Here is a 21,334-nt window from a genome sequence, read left to right on the forward strand (position 1 = left end):
GGCGGAGGACCAACGGCAAGGCACGCCAATCGACTGGACGGACGCCCCGCACTTTGCAACACTCCCTCTCCCACCCCTCACGCCGGAGGGGAGAGGGCTGAGGTTCCCCGATGCCCGATCACGCCGTTTCCACCGATCCCGCGGTTCAGCGCCAGCTCGACCGGCTGACCATGTTGTCGCCGGGGCGCGACGTGCTCGGGCTTGAGCGGATATCTGCCCTGCTCGATCGGCTCGGCAATCCGCATCGCGATCTGCCGCCGGTGTTCCATGTTGCCGGCACCAACGGCAAGGGATCGGTCTGCGCCTATCTGCGCGCGGCGATCGAGGCGGCGGGCCATCCCGTCCATGTTTACACCAGCCCCCACCTCGTCCGCTTCAACGAACGGATCCGTGTCGCGGGGCAATTGATCGACGATGCGACACTCGCCCCCCTGCTGGCGGAAGTGCTCGATATCGCCGGCGATATCGCCCCCAGCTTCTTCGAAGTGACGACGGCCGCCGCCTTCCTGGCCTTCGCGCGCACCCCGGCGGAAGCGTGCATCGTCGAAGTGGGCCTGGGCGGCCGGCTCGACGCCACCAACGTGATCGAACATCCCGTCGTCTGCGGCATCGTCCAGCTCGGTATCGATCACCAGTCCTTCCTTGGCGAAACAATCGAGGATATCGCAGCCGAAAAGGCCGGAATCGCCAAGCCCGGCGTGCCGATCGTCACCCAGCATTATCCGGCCGGTGCCGCCAACCGCATCGGCGCGGTCGTGCGCGCGGCGGGCGCGCCCTGGCTTGCCAAGGGAGGCGAATGGGATGCCGTCGCCTATCAGAACCGCATTCATTATCGCGATGGCGCCGGCCAGCTTGATCTGCCGCTGCCCCGCCTGCCCGGCGGGCACCAGGCGATGAACGCCGCGCTCGCCGTGGCGATGCTGCGTCATCAGGATGCGATCAATGTACCGCCGGCTGCCTTGCGCGCGGCGATGGGCTGGGCGGAATGGCCCGCCCGGCTGCAGCATCTCAATACCGGCGCCCTGCCCGATCTGCTGCCGGCTGGGTCCGATCTCTGGCTCGACGGCGGCCATAACCCCGCCGCCGCCCGCGCGATTGCCGATTTCTTTCGCGGCAACGTGCCCGCCGGGCGGCCGCTGCATCTGATCCTTGGCCTGCTGGAGAACAAGGATCCGCTGGGGTTCCTGAAACCGTTCAGCGGGCGGATGGCTACGGTTCACACGGTGCCCGTCCCCGGCCATCCCCACCATGCGCCGGCCGCGTTGGCCGCCGCGGCGCGGTCAAGCGGGCTTGGCGCGATGACCGCTGACAATCCGATCGATGCGCTCGACTGGATCGCCCGCCATGCCGATCGCGCCAACCCGCCGGTGGTGCTGATCGCGGGGTCGCTTTACCTTGCGGGTAGCGTACTCGCGGCCAATGGCACGCCGCCCACCTGATCCATCACCCCGCCGCGAAATCCTCGCGGATCACCCGGCGCAGTAGCTTGCCCGTTTCGTTATACGGCAACTCAGCCACGAAGCGGATCGCCTGCGGCACCCGGCTGGAACGCAGCCGTCCGCGCACCAGCGCCTGCAATTCATCCGCGCCGGCCTCAGCCCCCGCCGTCAGCACGATCGCCGCCGCGACGGCTTCGCCCCACTGCGCATCGGGCATCGCCACCACCGCGCATTCGGCCACCGCCGGATGATCGAGCAGCACCTCTTCGATCTCGCCGGGCGAGATATTTTCACCACCGCGCACGATCACATCGTCGGCCCGGCCATCCAGGAACAGATACCCTTCCTCATCCACCCAGCCGCGATCGCGGGTCGGGAACCAGCCATCGCCGTCGGTCTGGCTGCCAAGGCCATGATATTCGCCGGCCACCTGATCGCCGCGCACGAATACCAGCCCGGCTTCGCCGGCGCCCAGCACATCGCCATCCTCGCTGCGGATGATTAGTTCGATCGTCGGCAGCGGCTTGCCCACCGATCCCAGCCGCCGCCGCACCGCCGGATCGGCCGATGCCACCGCCGCGCGATGCGCTTCGGGGTCGAGCAGGCAGATCGTGCTGCTCGTTTCGGTCAGCCCATAGGCGTTGGTGAAATCGACACCGGGAAACAGCGCCATCGCCCGTTCGATCACCGCCAGCGGCATCTTGCCGCCGCCATAAGCCAGCGCACGCAACGCCGGCAGGTCCGCTGCCGCATGGCCCCCGGCATCCAGATGTTCGACAATCCGTTGCAGCATCGTCGGCACCAGAAAGGCGTTCGAAATGGCGTGGCGACACACCAGATCGAGCCACGCCGCCGGCTCGAAATTGGGCAGTTGCACCATCCGCCGCCCGGCATAGACCGAACTCAGCACCGCCGAAATGCCGGCGATATGATATGGTGGCACCGTCACGATCGCGGCGTCGTCCTCGTCCGCGCCCATGAAATCGATCGTGCCGAGGATATAGGCCAGCAGATTATCGTGGCGCAGGATCGCCGCCTTGGGCGCCCCCGTCGTGCCGCTGGTGAACAGTTCCACCGCGATGCCGCGATCTTCGTCGGGGGCAACCAGATCTTCGCCGCCACCCGCCTTCGCCCGCGCCAGAAAATCCGCTGTCGCGATCGCCGTGATGCCTTCGGGCGCGGGCTTGCCGTCGCTGACCAGCAAAGCCGGCGTCACCCGCGCCAGCAGGGCTTCGATTTCCGGCACGGTCAGCCGATAATTGATCGGGACATAGGGAATACCTGCCAGCGCCGCGCCGAACAGGGCGACCGGTGCCGCCGGGCCGTTGATATCGAGATAAGCGAGGCGCGAGGCGCCGGCCCCCAGCGCCAGTGCGGCAGCGCCCCGCGCCGCCACCAGCAATTCGCCATAGGTAAGGCTGTCATCGCCGGAAACGATCGCCACCCGATCGGGCATCGCATCCGCCGCCATTTCCAGCAGCATGAAGATATTCATCGGTCAGGCCCTCCGCAGCGCCATGATCCGCCGGCCGGATATCAATCCGACGACGGCAGCGCCTTGGCCTGCTTGATGCCGATGGTCAGCCCGTCGACGGTGATCGTCCCCTCACCACCTTTGGTGCACAGGAATTCCATCGTTTCGGCTTCGTCGGTATAACGCTTGCCCGTGAGCGATCCGCCAGCCAGCGCCGGATCCAGCACCGCATCCCCGGCCGCGTCATCAGCGGCAAGGGCCGGCGCGCCGCCGATTCGGATCTCCAGCGAATCGGCGGGCACGCGCAACACCATGATCTGCGTGTCGCAGACCGCGCTTTTCAACTTCATGCCCGCCTTGAACTGCCTCGCCATCCTTCGCCCTCTCCGCGATAAAATGAATGCGATTCAGTCTAAACTCCGCAGCGGCAGGGTCAAGGGTCTAGAGGTCGCCGCGTGGCTCGCGCGGCAGGCCAAGGCCGCGTTCGGCGATGATGTTGCGCTGGATCTGGCTCGATCCGGCGTAAATCGTGTCCGAACGGCTCATCAAATGGCTATGGACAAGGCCTTCGTAACGATAATCATCGCCGCCGATTTCGCCCCCGATGCCCAGCACATCCATCGCCAGATCACCCAGATCGCGATGCCAGCGCGACCAATAAAGCTTCGACGTCAGCGCCGCTTCGTCAAGCTGCGGATTGCCCGCATCGCTCAGCATGCGCAGCGCGTTGAAACGCATGATCGACAGGCCAATCCACGCATCGGCGATCCGCTGGCGCAGCAACGGATCGCTGCCGCGGCCTGATGCCTTGGCCGCGGCGATCAGCTGATCCATCTCCGTCTGGAAATGCATCTGCTGGACCAGCGTGGAAATGCCGCGTTCGAAACCCAGCAGGCCCATCGCCACCGCCCAGCCATCGCCCGGACGGCCGATCAGGTCGCGTGCGTCAGCCACCGCGCCATCGAAGAACACTTCGGCAAATTCGCTCTCGCCGGTCATCTGGCGGATCGGACGCACCGTCACCCCCGGCTGATCGACCCGCATCAGCAGGAACGAAAGTCCCTTGGGGCCTTTGCTGCCTTCTTCGCTGCGCGCGACGACGAAAATCCAGTCGGAGATCGAACCCATCGACGTCCAGATCTTCTGGCCATCGACGATCCACTTGTCGCCTTCCAGCCGTGCGCGTGTGCGGACATTGGCAAGGTCGGACCCGGCATTGGGTTCGGAATAACCCTGGCACCAGATCGCGTCGCCATTGGCGATACCCGGCAAATGCCGCGCTTTCTGGTCGTCATTGCCATAAGCGATGATCGTCGGCCCGGCGAGTTCGATGCCGATATGGCCGATGCGCGACGGCGCGTGGGCGCGGGCATATTCCTCGGCGAACACCACCTGTTCGGCGATGCTGGCGTCGCGGCCGCCATGTTCGGCCGGCCAGCCGATGCACGACAGGCGCGCGCGGCCAAGGGCGCGTTCCCATTCGCGTCGCTCGTCGATTGCATCGACATGGTTGTTCAACCCACGCAGGGCCTTGAACGGCCCGGCGAGCTGATCTTCCAGCCAGGTCCGCGTTTCGTTCCGGAAATCCGCCAGCGAAGCCGTCATTACACGCCTCTCAATACATCGCCATTTTGTCGATTGCGATGCGGCAATGCGCCGTTCTTGTCAAACCCAGTCGCGCTATGCGTAGCAGTAAGCCGCGATAGTTCCGCAAAGCGATCCCTGCACGTAGCCCCAACTCACCGACAAACCGACGCGCCATCCACCGCCATGCTTTCACCGCTGACGAACGACGCCGCGTCGGAACAGAGCCATACGGCCGCCGCCGCAATCTCTTCGGATCGCCCCATGCGGCCGAACGGTACCGTCGCATCCATCAGCGCCTGCCGTTCCGCATCGCCACCGATCGATTTTTCCATCATCGGCGTCAGCGTCGCGCCGGGGCAGACGGCGTTCACGCGGATGCCGCGCGCGGCATATTCCTTCGCCGCCACCTTGGTCAGCCCCAAAACGCCATGCTTGGACGCCGTATAATGCGGCATTCCGGGTGCCGGCAGGAATCCGGCGCCAGACGAAATATTGCAGATCGCGCCGCCGCCCTGTTTCAGCATGATCCGCGCTTCATGCTGCATGCACAGGAATACGCCGGTCAAATTGACCGCGATCACCCGGTGCCATTCCTCCAGGGGAAAATCCTCGAACGCGCCCCAATTGCCACTGATCCCGGCCGCATTGACCGCGCAATCGACCCGGCCGAACCGGGCCATCGCCAGATCGAACAGGTCGGCCACAGCCAACGGATCAGCCAGATCGCCGCCGAACCCCAGCCCCTTGGGGCCAAGTTTTGCAGCGACGGCATTGGCCCCCTCACCCGAAATATCGGCCACCACCACATTTGCGCCGGCGGCGGCAAACTGTTCGACGCACGCCAGCCCAATGCCGCTTGCCCCGCCGGTGACGAGCGCGGTTTTACCCGAAAAATCCATCAGATCGATCTGCTGACGACGAGTTTCATGATCTCGCTGGTTCCCCCGTAGATGCGCTGCACGCGGGCATCGCGCCACAGCCGCGCGATCGGATATTCGTTCATATAACCGGCCCCGCCATGCAATTGCAGGCAGGCGTCCACGACTTCCCACTGCATTTCGGTGTGCCACAGCTTGGCGGCCGCGCCCTCATACTGATCCAGTTCACCCGCCAGATGGCGTTTCAGCGTCCAATCGAGATGCGCCCAGCCGACCTGCAATTTGGCCTTGATATCGGCCAGCACGAACTTCGTGTTCTGCTGGTCGAAGATCGTCTTGCCGAACGCCGCGCGATCTTTCACGAATTTCACCGCTTCATCGAACGCGCGCTGCGCGGCCGCCTGCGCGCCGATCGCCACCGACAGGCGTTCCTGCGGCAACTGGTTCATCAGATAAGCAAAGCCCTGCCCTTCCTCACCGATGCAATTGGTGATCGGCACGCGCACATCTTCGAAGAACAGTTCCGATGTATCGGCCGAATGCTGGCCGATCTTGTCGAGGTTGCGGCCGCGCGTGAAGCCTGCCGCATCCGCCTCAACCAGAATAAGGCTGATGCCCTTGGCGCCCAGCGCCGGATCGGTCTTGGCCACGACGATGACGAAATCGGCATTCTGGCCGTTGGTGATATAGGTCTTGCTGCCGTTGATCACATAATGGTTGCCATCGCGGCGCGCGGTAGTGCGCACACCTTGCAGGTCTGATCCCGCGCCCGGCTCGGTCATCGCGATCGCGGCGATCGCCTCGCCCGTCACCATTTTCGGCAGCCAGGCAAGCTTCAGTTCCTCGGATGCGTAATCGACCAGATAATCAGCCGCGATATCGGTGTGGAGCGGCAGGCCCGCAGTCGACCCCGAATACCATAATTCCTCATCCACGATCGCGGCATAGCCGAAATCGAGGCCCAGGCCGCCATAGGCCTCGGGCACATGCGGGCACAGAAGCCCCGCCTCCCCGCATTTCAGCCAGAAATGGCGGTCGACGATCCCTTCCGCTTCCCAGCGATCCAGATTCGGGGTCAATTCCCGCTCGAACAGCTTGCGCACCGTTTCGCGGAATTGCTCATGTTCGGGCGTGTAGGCGGTGCGCCCGGCGACGTTCAGCATTACATCCTCTCCTGCATTTGTCCGCTGGAGTGAATATGATTCATTTTTCTGTCAATGCAGCTTGCTCATATATTTGACATCAAAACCGAGAAGTTCCTCGTCGCGCCCCGCGCGGATCTTTTCCACCCAGTCGGGATCGGCCAGCAAGGCCCGCCCGACAGCGACCAGATCGAACTCGCCGGCATCCAGCCGCCGCTCGACCTCATCGAGCGGCCCCGGCGCGAGTGCGGAAAACAACGTCGCCTTGGCCGGTACGTCCAACCCCACCGTGCCCACCGCGATCGTCGGCAGGCCGCTGAGTTTCTTCACCCACCCGGCAAAGCTCAAATCCGATCCTTCGAATTCACGCCGGCTGAACCGCGCGCCCGAACAATGGAAGATATCGACGCCGGCCCCCGCCAGCGCCTCGACCAGCAGCGCCAGTTCGGCCGGGCTGTTCGCCAGCCGCACCGATCCGTCGGGCGATTTATCCTGCGATATCCGCATCAGGATCGGGAAATCGGGGCCGACCGCCGCCCGCATCGCCTTCACCACTTCCACCCCGAAACGCGAACGCTCCTTCAAGGTCGGGCCATTCCAATGATCGGTGCGCTGGTTGCTCTGGTCCCACAGGAACTGATCGATCAGATAACCGTGTGCGCCGTGGATTTCGACCGCGTCGCAGCCCAGCTTCGCCGAATTTGCCGCCGCTTCGGCATAAGCCGCGATGGTATCGGCGATCGCCGCCTCGCTCATCGGCTCGCCAACCAACGTCCCCGGCCAGGGCATACCCGACGGGCTGTCGATCGGGGCTTCGGGATACGCCTTGGACGTATCGTCCGCGCGCGCACCGACATGCCATAATTGCGGCGCGAACTTCGCCCCCGTCTGCTTGACCGCATCGACGACATTGCGCCAGCCGGCCATCGCCGCATCGCCGAACAAATTGGGCACCGCCTTGTCGGTGCGCGATCCGTTGCGGCGAATACCGACGCCTTCGGACAGGATCAGGCCGACTCCGCCTTCGCCGCGCCGCTCATAATAAGCCGCCACATCCGCGCCCGGCACGCCATCCGGCGAACGCTTGCGCGTCATCGGCGCCATGACGATGCGGTTGCGGGTCTTCAGCTTGGGGTGGTTGAACGGCTGGAACAGCGGCGGCGCGGTCATTCGGCGGCCGCCACCAGTTCGCCCGCGCCTGCGGTCGCCGCCTGGCGCCCCGCCTGCCGGCCGAAGAAGGTGCAATCGGCCAAGCTCATACCCGAGCTGTAGCCATGGCCCCAGCGCGGCAGGCCCGATGTCGCACGGCCGGCCGCATACAGGCCGGGGACCGCGCGGCCCGCACCGTCGAGCACTTCGCCCGATGGCCGGGTGTGGAGGCCGCCCAGCGTAAAGAAGGAGAAATAGCTGTCGCGGAAATTGAGTTCGAGCGCCACGAACGGCCCTTCGTTCAACACCTTCAGCCACTGCGCATGTTTGCGATAGATCGGGTCATGGCCCTCGGCGGCATAGCGGTTGAAGGTGTGGACCGTCGCCGCCAGCGTGCCTTCCGGCATGCCCAGATCCTTCTCCACCTCTTCCCACGTCTCGCCCACGGCCGCGATTTCGATGCGGGCAAGGTCCAGCGGCCGTTCGAAAATGGCATTGTCGGCCAGCAGGAAGATGCGGTCGCCCGGCTGGTCGATCATCGTGCGGCTCACGCGGCCATGGTAGCAATCTTCGTTGATGAAGCGCTGGCCGCGTTCGTTGACCATGATGCCATAGACCAGCGATGGCGGCATGATCCACGGGCAGGTGGTGAAGAATTCGTCCATGTGGATCGCGTCGCCGCCGGCACCCATCCCCATCTGGATCCCCGATCCATTGTCATTCTCGCCGATCGGATCGGAGCAAGCGAGCGCCTGGGGGGCGTAACGGCGCAGCATATCCTGGTTCATGCAGAAACCGCCGGTGCACAGCACAACACCCTTGGTGGCGCGCACGAACTGCGGCTTGTTGTCGATCTTGACGACAAGGCCGGTGATCGCCCCCGAACGATCCGCCACCAGCGAAATCACGCGCGCATCGCAGCGCACGTCGACGCCCAGCGCCCGCGCCTTGGCTTCGAGGATATCGACCAGCTTGCGCCCGCCACCCCAGCCCATATGCTGGATGACGTGGCCGCGCGGCGCGGGCTTGGCCTTTTCACTGAACGGCCAGGCTTCCTCGCTGCCCGACCAGATCAGCGTGTCATCGGTTTCCGGTTCGATGATCTTGCCGGGAACGAAGGTGCCCTTGTACGGCACGCCCTGCGCCTTCAGCCATTCGAAATGGGCAAGGCTCTGGTTCGCATAGAGCGAAACCTTGGCGGCGTCCGGATCTGGGCCGCCTGCCGCCATCAGATAGGCTTCAAGCGCCTCGACGCTATCTTCGAAGCCCGCCGCTGCCTGCACATCCGTGCCACCGCCAATATAGATTTCGCCGCCCGAAAGCGCCGATGCACCACCGCTGCCCGATCCCATTTCGAAGATCGTGGTCCTGGCGCCGGCCCCTGCCGCCTCGATCGCGGCGCTGGCGCCGCTGGCGCCAAACCCGACGATCGCGACTTCGGTTTCAAGGTCCCAGTGTGCCACATCTTCATGGGCAAACGGGCGGGCGGTGGTGAATTCGGTCATTTCAGGCATTCCTCCCCATCCCCCGCCGCCGGCGGGGGTGGTCTATCGTCCGGCCCCGCCTTTTTGGCATGGGCCTTCATTCCTTCAGGCGGCGTCGCGCGCCTTGATCATGTCGAGAGCGACGTCGACGATCATGTCTTCCTGTCCGCCGACCATCTTGCGCCGGCCGAGTTCGACGAGGATGGCGCGGGTGTCGAGGCCGTAATCGGCTGCGGCCTTTTCGGCGTGGCGCAGGAATGACGAATAGACCCCGGCATAGCCGAGCGCGAGGGTTTCGCGGTCGACGCGGACCGGGCGGTCCTGCAGCGGACGGACCAGATCTTCGGCCGCATCCATCAGCTTCATCACGTCGCAGCCATGGTTCCAGCCCTTGCGTTCGGCAGCAGCGATGAACACTTCGAGCGGCGCATTGCCCGCGCCCGCGCCCATGCCGGTCAGGCTGGCGTCGATCCGGACCGCGCCTTCCTGCGCCGCCACGATCGAATTGGCCACGCCCAGCGACAGATTGTGGTGGGCGTGGATGCCGCGCTGCGTTTCGGGTTTCAGCACCTTGTCATAGGCGCGCAGCCGATCGCGCACGCCATCCATGTCGAGCGCGCCGCCGCTGTCCGTCACATAGACGCACTGCGCGCCATAGCTTTCCATCAGCACGGCCTGTTGCGCGAGCCGCTCCGGCTCGATCATGTGGCTCATCATCAGGAAGCCCGACACATCCATGCCCAGATCGCGGGCGATGCCGATATGCTGCTTGGACACGTCGGCTTCGGTGCAATGCGTGGCCACGCGCACCGAACGCACGCCCAGATCATAAGCGCGGCGCAGTTCCTCGACCGTGCCGACACCCGGCAGGATCAGGGTGGTCAGCACCGATTTGGTCAGCACTTCGGCAACCGCTTCCAGCCATTCCCAATCGGTGTGCGCGCCGAAACCATAGTTGAAGCTGGCGCCTGAAAGCCCGTCGCCATGTGCGACTTCAATCGCGTCGACGCCGGCTTCGTCCAGCGCCCTGGCGATCGCGCGGACATGATCGAGGCCGTACATGTGGCGGATGGCGTGCATGCCGTCGCGCAGCGTCACGTCCTGGATATAGAGCTTGTTGGTGGTGGGATCGAAGGTCATCGTCAGATCCTAAAGTCCGTTCGTGTCGAGCAGGGTCGAGACACGGTGCGCCCGCTGCCCGTCCCTAGCCTTCGCACGGGACGGACGGGCAAGAATGTCAGGCGGCCGCCCGCTTATCGAGAATCTTGCGCGCCATCAGTTCGCCGGTGGCCTTGGCCGCCGCCGTCATGATGTCCAGATTGCCCGAATAGCTCGGCAGATAATCGCCAGCGCCTTCGACTTCGAGGAAGATCGAGGTCTTGATGCCGGTAAATTCGCCGCGGCCCGGGATCTTCAGCTTGTTGTTGTCGCCGAACCGTTCGAACTGCACTTCCTGCTTCAGGCGATAGCCGGGCACATAGGCCTGCACCTTGGCGACCATCGCCTTCACCGATGCACGGATCGTCTCTTCATCCGCGCCTTCGGACAAAGTGAACACCGTGTCGCGCATGATCATCGGCGGTTCGGCCGGATTGAGGATGATGATCGCCTTGCCCTTTTCCGCGCCGCCCACCGCTTCGATCGCGTTCGCGGTCGTGCGGGTGAACTCGTCGATATTGGCGCGCGTGCCAGGGCCTGCCGACCGCGACGAAACCGACGCGACGATCTCGGCATAATGCACCTTGGCCACCTGGCTGACCGCCGCCACCATCGGGATGGTAGCCTGCCCGCCGCACGTTACCATGTTGACGTTGGTCTGGTCCAGATGCTCTTCCATGTTCACCGGCGGGATCGTGTACGGCCCGATCGCCGCCGGCGTCAGATCGACCACCAGCTTGCCGTCCTTGCGCAGCGCCGCATCATGCACCTTGTGCGCATAAGCCGATGTCGCGTCGAACACGATCCCGATCTCCGGATACACGTCCATCGCCATCAGGCCTTCAAGCCCCTCATGCGTCGTCGCAACACCGCGCTCCCGCGCCATCGCCAGACCTTCCGAATTGGCGTCGATCCCCACGACCACCGCCAACTCCATATTCTGCTGGTACTTCACCATCTTCACCATCAAATCCGTGCCAATATTGCCCGAACCAATGATCGCCGCCTTGACCTTGCCCACGTCAGCTACTCCTACAGCGATGGCGAGGCGGGCAGGCTTGCCCGGTGAATCGCCCATCGCGGCCAAAACATCTTACACGAAACGCGCGGTGCAGCGCCCGATGCCGTGCAGCTCCATCTCGAAAACGTCACCCGCCACCGCCGGTGCCAGCGGCACGAGGCTGCCGGACAGGATGATATCGCCCGCATTCAACGTCACGCCATGCGCGCCCAGCGTGTTGGCCAGCCACGCCACCGCCTGCAACGGCGATCCCTGCACGGCCGAACCATAACCTTCGGACAAAGGCTCGCCATTCTTGGTGACGGTGACGTGCAGCGCCGGCAAATCGAAATCGCGCGGATCGACGCGCGCATCACCGACCACGAACACCCCGCAGGACGCGTTGTCGGCGACCGTATCGACGATGCCGATCTTCCAGTCCTGAATCCGGCTGTCGACGATTTCGAAGCATGGCGCGATGCTTTCGGTCGCCGCCAGCACGTCGGCCGCCGTAATGCCCGGGCCGTTCAGGTCGGATTTCAGGATGAAGGCGATTTCCGCCTCGGCGCGCGGCTGGATCAGCCCGGTCGCGGCGATATCGATATCGCCTTCGATCCACATCTGATCGGTCAGGAACCCGAAATCGGGCTGATGAACGCCCAGCATGTCCTGAACGGCCTTGCTGGTAACGCCGATCTTCTTGCCGATTACCTTTTCGCCATCGGCCTGGCGGCGCTTGAGCGCATCGAGCGAGATCGCATAGGCGTCATCGATCGTCAGCGTCGTATCGCGCGCCATCAATGGTGTCACCGTCCGCCGTTCGCGCAGCGCGGTGTAAAGCTCCTGCCCGTATTGTTCAGCCTTGCTCAAGATACCCGACCCTCTCAACCGCAAAGATCGCCGCCGGGGCAATTCCCCGACGACGATCGCGCTTATGCCCTAGCCTTACAGGAACAGGAAGGCGGGACCTTCACCCATCAATCCGTTCGCCACGTCCGGCCCCATATTGTTCGGATCATTCGCAACGTGGGCACGCGCCGCGTTGAGATCGAGCCAGGGCTGGACGATCGGGCTGGAATTATAAACGGCGCGGCCACCGAGCAGCGGCATCAGATCGTCGATCAGGTCCGCGCAGCGGCGCACGACGCTGGCCGACTGGTAACGGTACAGCGTGCGCTTTTCCATCGGGATCGGCTGGTTGGTTTCGGCGATCGCGATCAGATCGTCGAAGTTGCGGCGCAGCACCAGTTCCATTTCATCAAGCTGGGCATATGCCTTGGCGATCGCGTTGAGCAGCACGGGATCGCTCTTCGATGCTTTGCCGGTGTTGGTCGACACGCGATCCTTGGTGATCTGGACCGCTGCGTTGACGCCCGCGCGGGCGCCACCAAGGGCTGCAGACGACACCAGCCGCAGGAACACCTGCGCCCATGGCAGCCGATACAGCGCGCCGTCATTTTCCTTCTGGCCCGGATTGGTGCACAGGAAGCCATCCGACGATTTGTGCGTGCGATAATCCGGCACGAACGCACGATCGACGACGATATCATGGCTACCGGTGCCCTGCAGGCCGAACACGTCCCAGGTGCGATCGATCTTATAGTCCGTGCGCGGGACGAGGAAGGTACGCATGTCGGGCGGGCCGCCCGCTTCCGCCGGCGGGATCATCGCGCCAAGCAGCACCCACTGGCAATGCTCGCTGCCCGAAGAAAAGCCCCAGCGGCCGGACAGGTAGAAACCACCTTCGGTCCGTTCGACCTTGCCGACCGGCTGGTACGACGACGAAACCAGGATGCTGTCATCCTCGCCCCACACATCGACCTGGGCCTGATCGTGGAACAGCGCCAGTTCGTACGGGTGGCCGCCGACGACGCCGTACACCCAGCCCGTCGACATGCAGCCCTGCGCCAGCAGCTTCTGCACTTCGAAGAAGGTGTTGGGGTGCATTTCATACCCGCCCCAGCGCTTCGGCTGGAGGATGCGGAAAAAGCCCGCCTCCTGCATTTCGGCGATGGTTTCGTCGGGAACCTTCCAGTCCGCCGTTGCGCGCTTGGCCCGTTCCTTGAGGGCGGGCACCATAGCGCGAGCGCGCTCGATCAATTCTTCCGGCGTCGGAATCACGTGAGAACCTTTCGAATCCAAAGCGGTCGCCATTAAACTCTCCACATGGACGCCCGTCTGTGAACAGCAACAGGTTCATTCGACGGGTTTCAGCTTATTCGTAGCGAAACTAGCATCCGCCTACGCAAGTCGTCAACAATGCGAGACTTCAATTCTCACCGCCGAATATCGGAATGCGATGGATCAGCCTGGCGCGCAATGCCCGTCGCCATTTGCGCCCTGCCCGGCCTGCTCGGGCCGCCTTCGATGCGGGTTTTGGCGCGATTACGGCCTCGAAAGCCTTGAAGCGGTGACGCTTACGCATATCCGGCCGCAAATCCATATGCGCAAAGATTCGCTCTTTACGTTACGCAAGTCCTATGTTGTTTGGCGCAACGTAATGGCCGAATTGCAATAGGAGACAGGCATGGCTGACAAGGTAGCGGTGGTAACGGGTGCGAGTCGCGGTGCGGGCGCCGGGATCGCGCGGGCACTGGGCGCCGCCGGGTACAAGGTCTATGTCACCGGCCGGACCACCAAGGAAGGCACCGCCGAATTTCCCGGCACGATCCACAGCGTGGTGAAGCATATCGAAGACGCCGGCGGCCAGGCCGTTGCCGTCGCCGTCGATCATGCCAAGGATGAACAGGTCGAGGCGCTGTTCAAGCAGATCGAGGCCGAAGAAGGCCGGCTGGACATTCTCGTCAACAATGTCGCGCACATTCACGACGAACTGATCACCCCCGGCGGCTTCTGGGAACGCCCGCTCGGTCTGGTCGACATCCTCAACGTCGGCCTGCGTTCGCAATATGTGGCGAGCTTCTATGCCGCCCCGCTGATGATCAAGACGGGCGGATCGCTGATCGCCTTCACATCGTCGTTCGGCAGCGTTTGCTACATGCACGGCCCGGCCTATGGCGCGCAGAAAGCCGGCGTCGACAAGTTCGCCGCCGATATGGGCGTCGATCTCAAGGACGAAAATGTCGCGGCCGTCTCCGTCTGGATGGGCCCGCTCGTCACCGAACGCACCCGCCGCGCCGCCGAAGAACGGCCGGACCAGTACACCGAATTCCTGAAGATCGGCGAAAGCCCGGAATTTACCGGCAAGGTCATCGCCGGCATCCACCAGGATCCCAAGCGGATGGAGCTTTCCGGCCAGACGCTGATCGTCGCCGAACAGGCGCAGGCCTATGGCATCACCGACGACGGCAAGACCCCACCATCCTATCGCGAAATGCTCGGCGAACCGCGCATTCCGCACCCGGCGATCGTGCGCTGACCGCACGATCCGAATGAAGAAAAGGCCCGGCGTCGTCCGGGCCTTTTCCGTTTCATGAGGACAGGCTAAGCGGCAGCGATGGCACGCACGAAATCGGCACGAAAACGGAAACCCGCCGGGCAATCCTGGCCGCGGCGCATCCTGCGCTGGAGCATCCGGGGCGCCATCGCCTTCATCGCCGGATCACTTCTGTGGGTGCTGATCTACAAATTCGTGCCGCCACCCGTCACCTTCACCATGCTTGGCAACGCGATCGACGGACGCGGCATCACCAAGGACTGGATGAGCCTGTCGCGGATGGACCCGGATATGGCCCGCGCCGCGATCGGCGGCGAGGACTGGAATTTCTGTTCGCACCACGGCTTCGATTTCAAGGCGATCCAGCAGGCGATGGCCGAAAACGCCGACGGCGGCCGTATTCGCGGCGGATCGACGATCAGCCAGCAGACCGCCAAGAACGCCTTTTTGTGGCAGGGCGGCGGCTATTTCCGCAAAGGGCTGGAAGCGTGGTTCACCGTCCTGATCGAACTGATCTGGGGCAAGCAGCGGATCATGGAAGTCTATCTCAATATCGCCGAAACCGGCATCGGCACCTATGGCGCAAACGCCGCCGCGATCCGCTATTTCAAGCATGATGCGTCCCGGCTGACGGCAACCGAGGCCGCCCGCATCGCCGCCGTCCTGCCATTGCCCAAAAAGCGCGAGGCCACCGCCCCCACCGGTTTCACCCGTCGCCATGGCAACAGGATCGCCGGTCGCATTGGCGTGGTCCAGCGCAGCGGCTTCGATCGCTGTTTGCGCTAGACCGCCCCGACAAAGTCGAATGGCGTCCGCTCTTCGGCATTTTTTGGAGCCAAAGCGGATTGTCGGGACACGCCGACATTGCAGCCGTTCGTTAAATCTCGTCGTCACCCCGGGCTTGACCCGGGGTCCCGCTTTAACGGTCGCGTCAGGCAAGGTGCGCATAGAGATCGAGCCACTCGGGATTGCCCCGCTCGATCAGCGCGAATTTCCATTCGCGCCGCCAGATGCGATGTCACGCCCACATACATGGTGCCCCGATAGCGATCGGCCATGATGTAGACCCAGCCGCCTTGCCGATCTCGTTCCATGACAGCAGAACAGAAGAAGCGGGACCCCGGGTCAAGCCCGGGGTGACGGGGGAAGGAGGTCCGCTCCCCCCGACTTTCCGGTCATTCCACGTCACGTCGGCATTTCCCGTAAGCGGCCGTTGCCCCCCCCCCAGAACGCCCTACCCGTCCAGCAACTCGTCCACCCATTCGACCACCAGTTGGCTTGCCGGCCCGATCCGCGTTTCGTGGAAAAAATGGCTGCCGGCCGACGGATCGAGGTTCAACTCCAGCGTCTGCGCGCCATAATGCCGCGCGGTCTGCACAAAGCCCGCAGCCGGATACACAGCGCCCGACGTGCCGATTGAAACGAACAGGTCCGCATCCTCCAGCGCCGCTTCGATCCGCTCCATCTGGTAGGGCATTTCCCCAAAGAACACGATGTCCGGCCGCAGCCCACCGGCCTGCCCGCACGCCCCACAGGCCGGTCCATCAATCAAATCCGTTGCCCATGGCGCCCGCCCGCCGCATCGCCGGCACAAGGCCGATTTCAATTCGCCATGCATGTGCAGCATCCGTACGGCGCCTGCCCGCTCGTGCAGATCATCGACATTCTGGGTGACGATCAGCAGATCGCCCGTCCATTCCGCATCCAGCCGCGCCAACGCCCGGTGGGCAGCGTTCGGTTCCACCGTCGCCAGCGCCGCCCGGCGCGCATCATAGAATGTCTGCACCAGCACCGGATCGCGTGCCAGTGCCTGTGGCGTGCAGATATCCTCCACCCGGTGCCCTTCCCACAGCCCATCCGGCCCGCGAAAAGTAGCCAGCCCGCTCTCCGCCGAAACGCCGGCGCCAGTGAGGATCACGATGTTCGATATGTCCCGCATGGCATGGAGCATAAAGGGAGGCCGTCTCGGCGGCTATGGGATGAATGCAGCCCGCCTCACGCCGTGTCTGCTTCCCCCGGCATGGCGAATGGGTAGGGTATGCTCAGGCGCGTTGATCGACGTGGCTCGCGCGATCGTGCCGCATGATCTGCAAGGCCGTTTCCAGCATCCTGCGCGTCACATCGTCGTTTCGGGAGAGCGCACCGGCAATGCCATTCTGCGTCATCTGCACGAAATCGACCCGCTCCCGATTATCGAGCGCGACTGGCGCGCCTTGCGTTGCCCCTACCGGAATCCGGATCGTCATTCCCAGGAACGCCGAACTGTCATCGAGCGACATTTCTCCATTGCGGATCTTGCCGTTCATCCAGTCGAACATGTCCTTGCGGGTCATGCTGGTGAAATCGGGCCGCGCAACATTCCCCGTTCCAACCTGGGCGGCATCCGCCGTGGCAGTGGCCATGATGGTCGAGAATGCGGCAGGGCCGCTCGGCGCGACGGCCGGTGATTGTGGTCGCTGGGTAGCGGCCAGAGACATATTCGCAGCGTCGATTCCCACCGGATTTCCTTCTGTCACCACCAACGACATTGAAGGTATCTGGTTAATTTCAAACGAAGATCGCGATGGATGGCGCAATGCGGAACACCCAAAACGGCAAAGTGTCGTCCCCGTCCCTCATGCCCCTGTCCTACACAAGACGGGCCATTCTATATCTGCGGGATGAACCATTCCCTTCCCCCAAGACATTCCCGAAAAGCCCGGAACACAGCCGAATGCCTCCGGATCGCGCGCCCCAGCCGGGTCATTTCAAAACATGCTGGATATCCTCAACTTCCTCAACTTAACCTCGCCGCAAGCGCTCCACAGCCCATTGCCTCGCGCACCTACCTCGCCCAATAAGCGCGCGGATCGAATTGGAGACTGGCATGACGAAGATCGGCATCATCGGCGCAGGCGGACGCATGGGACGCGCGATCGCGGCGGCGGCTGTCGATGCCAAGGCAATCGTCGCCGGCGGGATCGACCGGCCCGGCGTGACGGCCGATGATCTGGGCAGCGTTACCCTGCTCGCCGATGCCACGGCTCTTGCCGCCGCCAGCGACGCGATGGTCGATTTCTCCTCGCCGTCGGCCCTTGCCGCCCACCTCGACGCCGCCGTCGCCGCCGGCACGCCGATCGTGATCGGCACCACCGGGCTTGAACCCGCGCACCATGCGCTGATCGACAAAGCCGCAAAGTCGGTCGCGGTGCTGCAGGCGTTCAACACCTCGCTTGGCGTCAACCTGCTTGCCCATCTCGTTCAGGAAGCCGCCGCCCGGCTGGGGACGGACTGGGATATCGAAATCGTCGAGATGCACCATCGTCATAAGGTCGATGCGCCATCGGGCACCGGGCTGCTGCTCGGCCAGTCCGCCGCCGCCGGGCGCGCGGTCGCGCTCGATGATGTTGCGGTGCGCAGCCGCGATGGCATCACCGGCGCGCGGCCCGAAGGCGCGATCGGTTTTGCCGTGCTGCGTGGAGGTTCAGTCGCGGGCGATCATCAGGTCGTCTTTGCCGGCGAAGGCGAACGGATCGAACTCGGCCACCGCGCCGAAAGCCGCGCGATCTTCGCCAAGGGTGCGGTGAAGGCGGCGCTGTGGCTCGCCGGTAGGGCGCCCGGCCGCTACACGATGAACGACGTCCTCGGCCTCTGACCGTCGCGATGAAGCGCGACCATATCTTCGAATTTTATCGGCGGCTGGCGGAAGATAATCCGACGCCGGTGACCGAGCTGGAATATAGCAATCCCTATACCCTTCTCGTCGCCGTCGCGCTTTCCGCCCAGTCGACCGATATCGGCGTCAACAAGGCGACCCGCCGGCTCTTTGCCGAAGTCGATACGCCACAGGCGATGCTCGACCTCGGCGAAGATGGCCTGCGCGAGCACATCAAGACGATCGGCCTGTTCAACACCAAGGCCAAGAACGTCATCGCAGCCGCACGCATCCTCGTCGACAAATATGGCGGCGAAGTGCCCCGCGATCGCGCAGCACTCGAAGAATTGCCGGGTGTCGGCCGCAAGACCGCCAACGTCGTACTCAACACCGCGTTCGGCGAAGAAACCTTCGCCGTCGACACGCACATCTTCCGCGTCGGCAACCGCACCGGCCTTGCCAGGGGGAAAACCCCGCTCGCCGTCGAACTCAAGCTGGAAAAAGCAACGCCGGGGCCGTTCCGTCGCCATGCGCACCATTGGTTAATCCTGCATGGTCGTTATATATGCAAGGCCCGCCGCCCGGAATGCTGGCGCTGCCCGGTCGCGGATTTGTGCGCGTTCAAGCCGAAGACGTTGTCGCCGGCCGATGCCAAGGCCAGCGCCTGACGCCTCCGTCATCCCCGTGTCGGGACAGGAGAGATGGACATGAACATCAAAGCGATCATCGCCGCTGCAACCATGGCGGCCTTCGCCATTTCGTCTCCCGTGGCCGCGAAGAAGAAACCTGACACTCTTGTTGCCAAGGCCGACGCGAAGGAACTGGATTGCGTCAATCTCGCCCAGATCCGCGAAACCAGGGTCCGGGATGACAACACGATCGATTTCCACATGCAGGGCGGAAAGATCTACCGCAACACGCTGCCGATGCGCTGCCCGCAACTCGGATTCGAAGAAAAGTTCAGCTACAAGACATCACTCAGCCAGCTCTGCTCGACGGACATCATCACCGTGTTGACGACGACGGGCGGCGGGCTGAGCCCGGGTGCCAGTTGCGGGCTGGGCCATTTCCAGGAAATGGTGAAAGCCACCCAATAACCGACCCCGAAAAATGCGCCTCGGCGCCGAAGTTTAAGTTTTGATGCAGGGGCCGCCGATTTGGGCTGGCCCCCTGCCCCAGCCTTTGCTAAGCGCCCTCACCACGCACCCGTAGCTCAGCTGGATAGAGCGCTGCCCTCCGAAGGCTCACGTCCAACGCGAGAGCAGTGTTTTTATACAGGAAATCCGGGCACTTAGAAAGGCCCAAGAAAGGACGAACGAAAAAACTCACCAAAAACTCACCGCGATTGGACGGCCCGATTGATCGCGGATTGACCTTCTTCGGCGCAAATCATACGGCTTCAAGCCATCCGCACCCGTAGCTCAGCTGGATAGAGCGTCGCCCTCCGAAGGCGAAGGCCACAGGTTCGAATCCTGTCGGGTGCGCCAAATTATCCTATAAAATCAGTGGCGTAGCGGATTTGCAATCTTCCTAAATTGCTATCTCGTCATTCTCGAAACTCACCAGCTTGGCGGCTTAGAACTCGCAAGCCCTTGAATTTCGATCGAAAACGACTCATTCGGCACTCACCGCACCTAAATGGCGCTCAGGGGGAAGCTTTGTATGAGCGGCGCAGGACACTCCGTGGCGTCGCTGCGTTCATCGAATGAGACCGCACCGGAACCAGCTTCTGCGCCGAAGCAGATTCGATCTGGCGCGTTTCCGATTCAGGTCAGCCCGAAAATGTCGATAGCACATTACAGTGCGCGAGATTTTCGTTACGCTGCGACTGTCGCCATGAATGGCGACGGGGGGATTTCGACTTTCAGAGGGCTATGGCACGCGCGGATCATCTCGTTTCACTCGTTCGAGCCAGTGTTTCTGGCGACCGTGAGACGTTGCGCGCGGCGGCTGAGGCAATCGTTGCCGACGAGCGCGCTAAGAAGCATCATATCCTCGCGGACCGCATCGAGCGCGCTCTGTCGACCGTTCCGGTCACGCCGCCGCCGCTCACTACCTCCCAACCCCAGATCGGGCCGGGGCGCGATGCGATCATCGAGGTCGAGCCCCGAATCCGGTTTGACGACCTCCTACTCCCGCTCCCTGCGCGCGAGAATGGGCGCCAGCTCATCGAGGAGCATGTGCGCGCTGACATTCTGCGGGCGCACAGCTACGAGCCGCGGCATCGCGTCCTGCTTTCGGGGCCGCCCGGTAACGGAAAGACATCCTTTGCCGAAGCCATTGCCGAATCTCTCGCGCTGCCCTTCTTCGTGGTGCGTTACGATGCGCTGATCGGCAGCTACCTTGGCGAAACAAATGCGCGCCTTCGCAAGCTTTTCGATTATGTCCGAACGCAGCCTAGCGTGCTGTTCTTCGATGAATTCGACGCGATCGGCAAAGAGCGTGGCGACACCCACGAAACCGGCGAGATCAAGCGTGTAGTGTCTTTCCTGCTCATGCAGCTCGACCAGCTCCCTTCTTACGTGATCGTGATCGCGGCAACCAATCATGCCGAGTTGCTAGACCGCGCCGTTTGGCGCCGCTTCCAGATGCGGCTCGCTTTCCCGGCACCCGACCGCAAGATGATCGAAGTCTTTCTGGACCGCATCATTTCGGGATGGCCCGAAGCGCCGCGCTTATCTTTACAAAAGATCGCTGCCAAACTTGGACAAACCAGCTACGCTGAGGCGTTGGATTTCTGCCAGAATGTTCGGCGCAGACAAATATTGGGCTTGGGGGAGATCGGCATTGATGATGCGCTCGCGAAGGAACTTGACCTCTGGGCGTCGCGAGTGCGGCCTGAACTGATAGATGCCAAGCGATCCGACGAAGCCTCTGCTGAGGTTGACGCCCGACCAGCCAAGGCAGCGTCCCGCCGGCGCAGCACGGTTTCCCCGACCGCCTGAGCCCTTTCCGCGCGACCGGCAAACCGGCACCTTCAGCCCCCGGTTCG

20 protein-coding genes and 1 tRNA gene are annotated in these 21,334 nt (G+C 63.4%); 8 read left to right on the plus strand and 13 right to left on the minus strand.

Translation table 11 applies throughout. From position 1 onward, the window contains the following. Window positions 1-110: 110 nt before the first annotated feature. Window positions 111-1,439, plus strand: coding sequence for a bifunctional folylpolyglutamate synthase/dihydrofolate synthase (locus tag KC8_RS03445; RefSeq protein ID WP_010124988.1), 1,329 nt, complete (start codon window positions 111-113; stop codon window positions 1,437-1,439). A 4-nt stretch (window positions 1,440-1,443) separates the two neighbouring features. On the opposite strand, the gene KC8_RS03450 is transcribed toward KC8_RS03445, so the two are convergent. From KC8_RS03450 to KC8_RS03500, 11 genes are all read right to left on the minus strand, one after another. Further along, entirely contained in the window at window positions 1,444-2,934 is a 1,491-nt protein-coding gene (locus KC8_RS03450; protein ID WP_010124987.1) for a class I adenylate-forming enzyme family protein, read from the minus strand. A gap of 41 nt (window positions 2,935-2,975) precedes the next feature. Beyond that, on the minus strand, window positions 2,976-3,287 hold the full coding sequence (locus KC8_RS03455; RefSeq protein WP_010124986.1) for a hypothetical protein: 312 nt from the start codon (window positions 3,285-3,287) through the stop codon (window positions 2,976-2,978). Between the two features lie 67 nt (window positions 3,288-3,354). Then, the gene (locus KC8_RS03460; RefSeq protein ID WP_010124985.1) at window positions 3,355-4,518 is read right to left on the minus strand and encodes an acyl-CoA dehydrogenase family protein; all 1,164 of its coding nucleotides are present in this window, start codon (window positions 4,516-4,518) and stop codon (window positions 3,355-3,357) included. Between the two features lie 134 nt (window positions 4,519-4,652). Further along, the gene (locus KC8_RS03465; RefSeq protein WP_010124983.1) at window positions 4,653-5,399 is read right to left on the minus strand and encodes an SDR family NAD(P)-dependent oxidoreductase; all 747 of its coding nucleotides are present in this window, start codon (window positions 5,397-5,399) and stop codon (window positions 4,653-4,655) included. Next, on the minus strand, window positions 5,399-6,541 hold the full coding sequence (locus KC8_RS03470) for an acyl-CoA dehydrogenase family protein (RefSeq protein ID WP_010124982.1): 1,143 nt from the start codon (window positions 6,539-6,541) through the stop codon (window positions 5,399-5,401). Before KC8_RS03470 ends, KC8_RS03465 begins: the two co-directional genes overlap by 1 nt. A gap of 51 nt (window positions 6,542-6,592) precedes the next feature. Beyond that, on the minus strand, window positions 6,593-7,690 hold the full coding sequence (locus KC8_RS03475; RefSeq protein ID WP_010124981.1) for an oxidoreductase: 1,098 nt from the start codon (window positions 7,688-7,690) through the stop codon (window positions 6,593-6,595). Further along, window positions 7,687-9,174 (minus strand): FAD-dependent oxidoreductase, encoded by a 1,488-nt coding sequence (locus KC8_RS03480; protein ID WP_029624459.1) that lies wholly within the window; start codon window positions 9,172-9,174, stop codon window positions 7,687-7,689. The genes KC8_RS03475 and KC8_RS03480 overlap by 4 nt, the downstream gene beginning before the upstream one ends. A gap of 84 nt (window positions 9,175-9,258) precedes the next feature. Continuing rightward, entirely contained in the window at window positions 9,259-10,293 is a 1,035-nt protein-coding gene (dmpG, locus tag KC8_RS03485; protein WP_086495516.1) for a 4-hydroxy-2-oxovalerate aldolase, read from the minus strand. A 97-nt stretch (window positions 10,294-10,390) separates the two neighbouring features. After that, window positions 10,391-11,332 (minus strand): acetaldehyde dehydrogenase (acetylating), encoded by a 942-nt coding sequence (locus tag KC8_RS03490; protein WP_086495517.1) that lies wholly within the window; start codon window positions 11,330-11,332, stop codon window positions 10,391-10,393. A gap of 72 nt (window positions 11,333-11,404) precedes the next feature. Next, the gene (locus KC8_RS03495; protein WP_010125618.1) at window positions 11,405-12,181 is read right to left on the minus strand and encodes a fumarylacetoacetate hydrolase family protein; all 777 of its coding nucleotides are present in this window, start codon (window positions 12,179-12,181) and stop codon (window positions 11,405-11,407) included. A 75-nt stretch (window positions 12,182-12,256) separates the two neighbouring features. Further along, the gene (locus KC8_RS03500) at window positions 12,257-13,465 is read right to left on the minus strand and encodes an acyl-CoA dehydrogenase family protein (RefSeq protein WP_037496189.1); all 1,209 of its coding nucleotides are present in this window, start codon (window positions 13,463-13,465) and stop codon (window positions 12,257-12,259) included. Window positions 13,466-13,838: 373 nt separating this feature from the next. Between KC8_RS03500 and KC8_RS03510 the strand changes: the two genes are divergently transcribed. Together KC8_RS03510 and mtgA are read left to right on the plus strand one after the other, a co-directional pair. Then, window positions 13,839-14,690 (plus strand): SDR family NAD(P)-dependent oxidoreductase, encoded by an 852-nt coding sequence (locus tag KC8_RS03510; RefSeq protein ID WP_010125615.1) that lies wholly within the window; start codon window positions 13,839-13,841, stop codon window positions 14,688-14,690. 78 nt (window positions 14,691-14,768) lie between these two features. Further along, window positions 14,769-15,494 (plus strand): monofunctional biosynthetic peptidoglycan transglycosylase, encoded by a 726-nt coding sequence (gene mtgA / locus KC8_RS03515; protein WP_010125614.1) that lies wholly within the window; start codon window positions 14,769-14,771, stop codon window positions 15,492-15,494. 448 nt (window positions 15,495-15,942) lie between these two features. Here mtgA and KC8_RS03520 read toward each other — a convergent pair whose 3' ends face one another. After that, window positions 15,943-16,647, minus strand: coding sequence for an NAD-dependent deacylase (locus tag KC8_RS03520; protein ID WP_037496970.1), 705 nt, complete (start codon window positions 16,645-16,647; stop codon window positions 15,943-15,945). 103 nt (window positions 16,648-16,750) lie between these two features. Beyond that, entirely contained in the window at window positions 16,751-17,206 is a 456-nt protein-coding gene (locus tag KC8_RS03525; protein ID WP_138956767.1) for a hypothetical protein, read from the minus strand. A 368-nt stretch (window positions 17,207-17,574) separates the two neighbouring features. Here KC8_RS03525 and dapB point away from each other — a divergent pair, with 368 nt between their 5' ends. The 5 genes from dapB to KC8_RS03550 all read left to right on the plus strand — a co-directional run bounded on the left by dapB (window position 17,575) and on the right by KC8_RS03550 (window position 21,287). Then, window positions 17,575-18,342: a 4-hydroxy-tetrahydrodipicolinate reductase gene (gene dapB / locus KC8_RS03530; RefSeq protein WP_010127382.1), complete on the plus strand. Its 768-nt coding sequence runs from the start codon at window positions 17,575-17,577 to the stop codon at window positions 18,340-18,342. A gap of 8 nt (window positions 18,343-18,350) precedes the next feature. Then, complete coding sequence (gene nth / locus KC8_RS03535) at window positions 18,351-19,010, plus strand: endonuclease III (RefSeq protein WP_010127381.1); 660 nt, start codon at window positions 18,351-18,353, stop codon at window positions 19,008-19,010. 39 nt (window positions 19,011-19,049) lie between these two features. Continuing rightward, window positions 19,050-19,439: a hypothetical protein gene (locus KC8_RS03540; RefSeq protein ID WP_010127380.1), complete on the plus strand. Its 390-nt coding sequence runs from the start codon at window positions 19,050-19,052 to the stop codon at window positions 19,437-19,439. Between the two features lie 313 nt (window positions 19,440-19,752). Then, a tRNA-Arg gene (locus KC8_RS03545) sits at window positions 19,753-19,829 on the plus strand. Between the two features lie 387 nt (window positions 19,830-20,216). Continuing rightward, a complete protein-coding gene (locus KC8_RS03550; protein ID WP_010127379.1) occupies window positions 20,217-21,287 on the plus strand; it encodes an AAA family ATPase in 1,071 nt (356 codons plus the stop codon). Window positions 21,288-21,334 lie beyond the last annotated feature (47 nt).

The organism is Sphingomonas sp. KC8 (assembly GCF_002151445.1).
Taxonomy (GTDB): domain Bacteria; phylum Pseudomonadota; class Alphaproteobacteria; order Sphingomonadales; family Sphingomonadaceae; genus Sphingomonas_E.

Coding starts and splice junctions, on each gene's coding strand:
- KC8_RS03445 (WP_010124988.1), top strand. CDS start 111: ATGCCCGATCACGCCGTTTCCACCGATCCCGCGGTTCAGCGCCAGCTC.
- KC8_RS03450 (WP_010124987.1), bottom strand. CDS start 2,934: ATGAATATCTTCATGCTGCTGGAAATGGCGGCGGATGCGATGCCCGAT.
- KC8_RS03455 (WP_010124986.1), bottom strand. CDS start 3,287: ATGGCGAGGCAGTTCAAGGCGGGCATGAAGTTGAAAAGCGCGGTCTGC.
- KC8_RS03460 (WP_010124985.1), bottom strand. CDS start 4,518: ATGACGGCTTCGCTGGCGGATTTCCGGAACGAAACGCGGACCTGGCTG.
- KC8_RS03465 (WP_010124983.1), bottom strand. CDS start 5,399: ATGGATTTTTCGGGTAAAACCGCGCTCGTCACCGGCGGGGCAAGCGGC.
- KC8_RS03470 (WP_010124982.1), bottom strand. CDS start 6,541: ATGCTGAACGTCGCCGGGCGCACCGCCTACACGCCCGAACATGAGCAA.
- KC8_RS03475 (WP_010124981.1), bottom strand. CDS start 7,690: ATGACCGCGCCGCCGCTGTTCCAGCCGTTCAACCACCCCAAGCTGAAG.
- KC8_RS03480 (WP_029624459.1), bottom strand. CDS start 9,174: ATGACCGAATTCACCACCGCCCGCCCGTTTGCCCATGAAGATGTGGCA.
- dmpG (WP_086495516.1), bottom strand. CDS start 10,293: ATGACCTTCGATCCCACCACCAACAAGCTCTATATCCAGGACGTGACG.
- KC8_RS03500 (WP_037496189.1), bottom strand. CDS start 13,465: ATGGCGACCGCTTTGGATTCGAAAGGTTCTCACGTGATTCCGACGCCG.
- KC8_RS03510 (WP_010125615.1), top strand. CDS start 13,839: ATGGCTGACAAGGTAGCGGTGGTAACGGGTGCGAGTCGCGGTGCGGGC.
- mtgA (WP_010125614.1), top strand. CDS start 14,769: ATGGCACGCACGAAATCGGCACGAAAACGGAAACCCGCCGGGCAATCC.
- KC8_RS03520 (WP_037496970.1), bottom strand. CDS start 16,647: ATGCGGGACATATCGAACATCGTGATCCTCACTGGCGCCGGCGTTTCG.
- dapB (WP_010127382.1), top strand. CDS start 17,575: ATGACGAAGATCGGCATCATCGGCGCAGGCGGACGCATGGGACGCGCG.
- nth (WP_010127381.1), top strand. CDS start 18,351: ATGAAGCGCGACCATATCTTCGAATTTTATCGGCGGCTGGCGGAAGAT.
- KC8_RS03540 (WP_010127380.1), top strand. CDS start 19,050: ATGAACATCAAAGCGATCATCGCCGCTGCAACCATGGCGGCCTTCGCC.
- KC8_RS03550 (WP_010127379.1), top strand. CDS start 20,217: ATGGCACGCGCGGATCATCTCGTTTCACTCGTTCGAGCCAGTGTTTCT.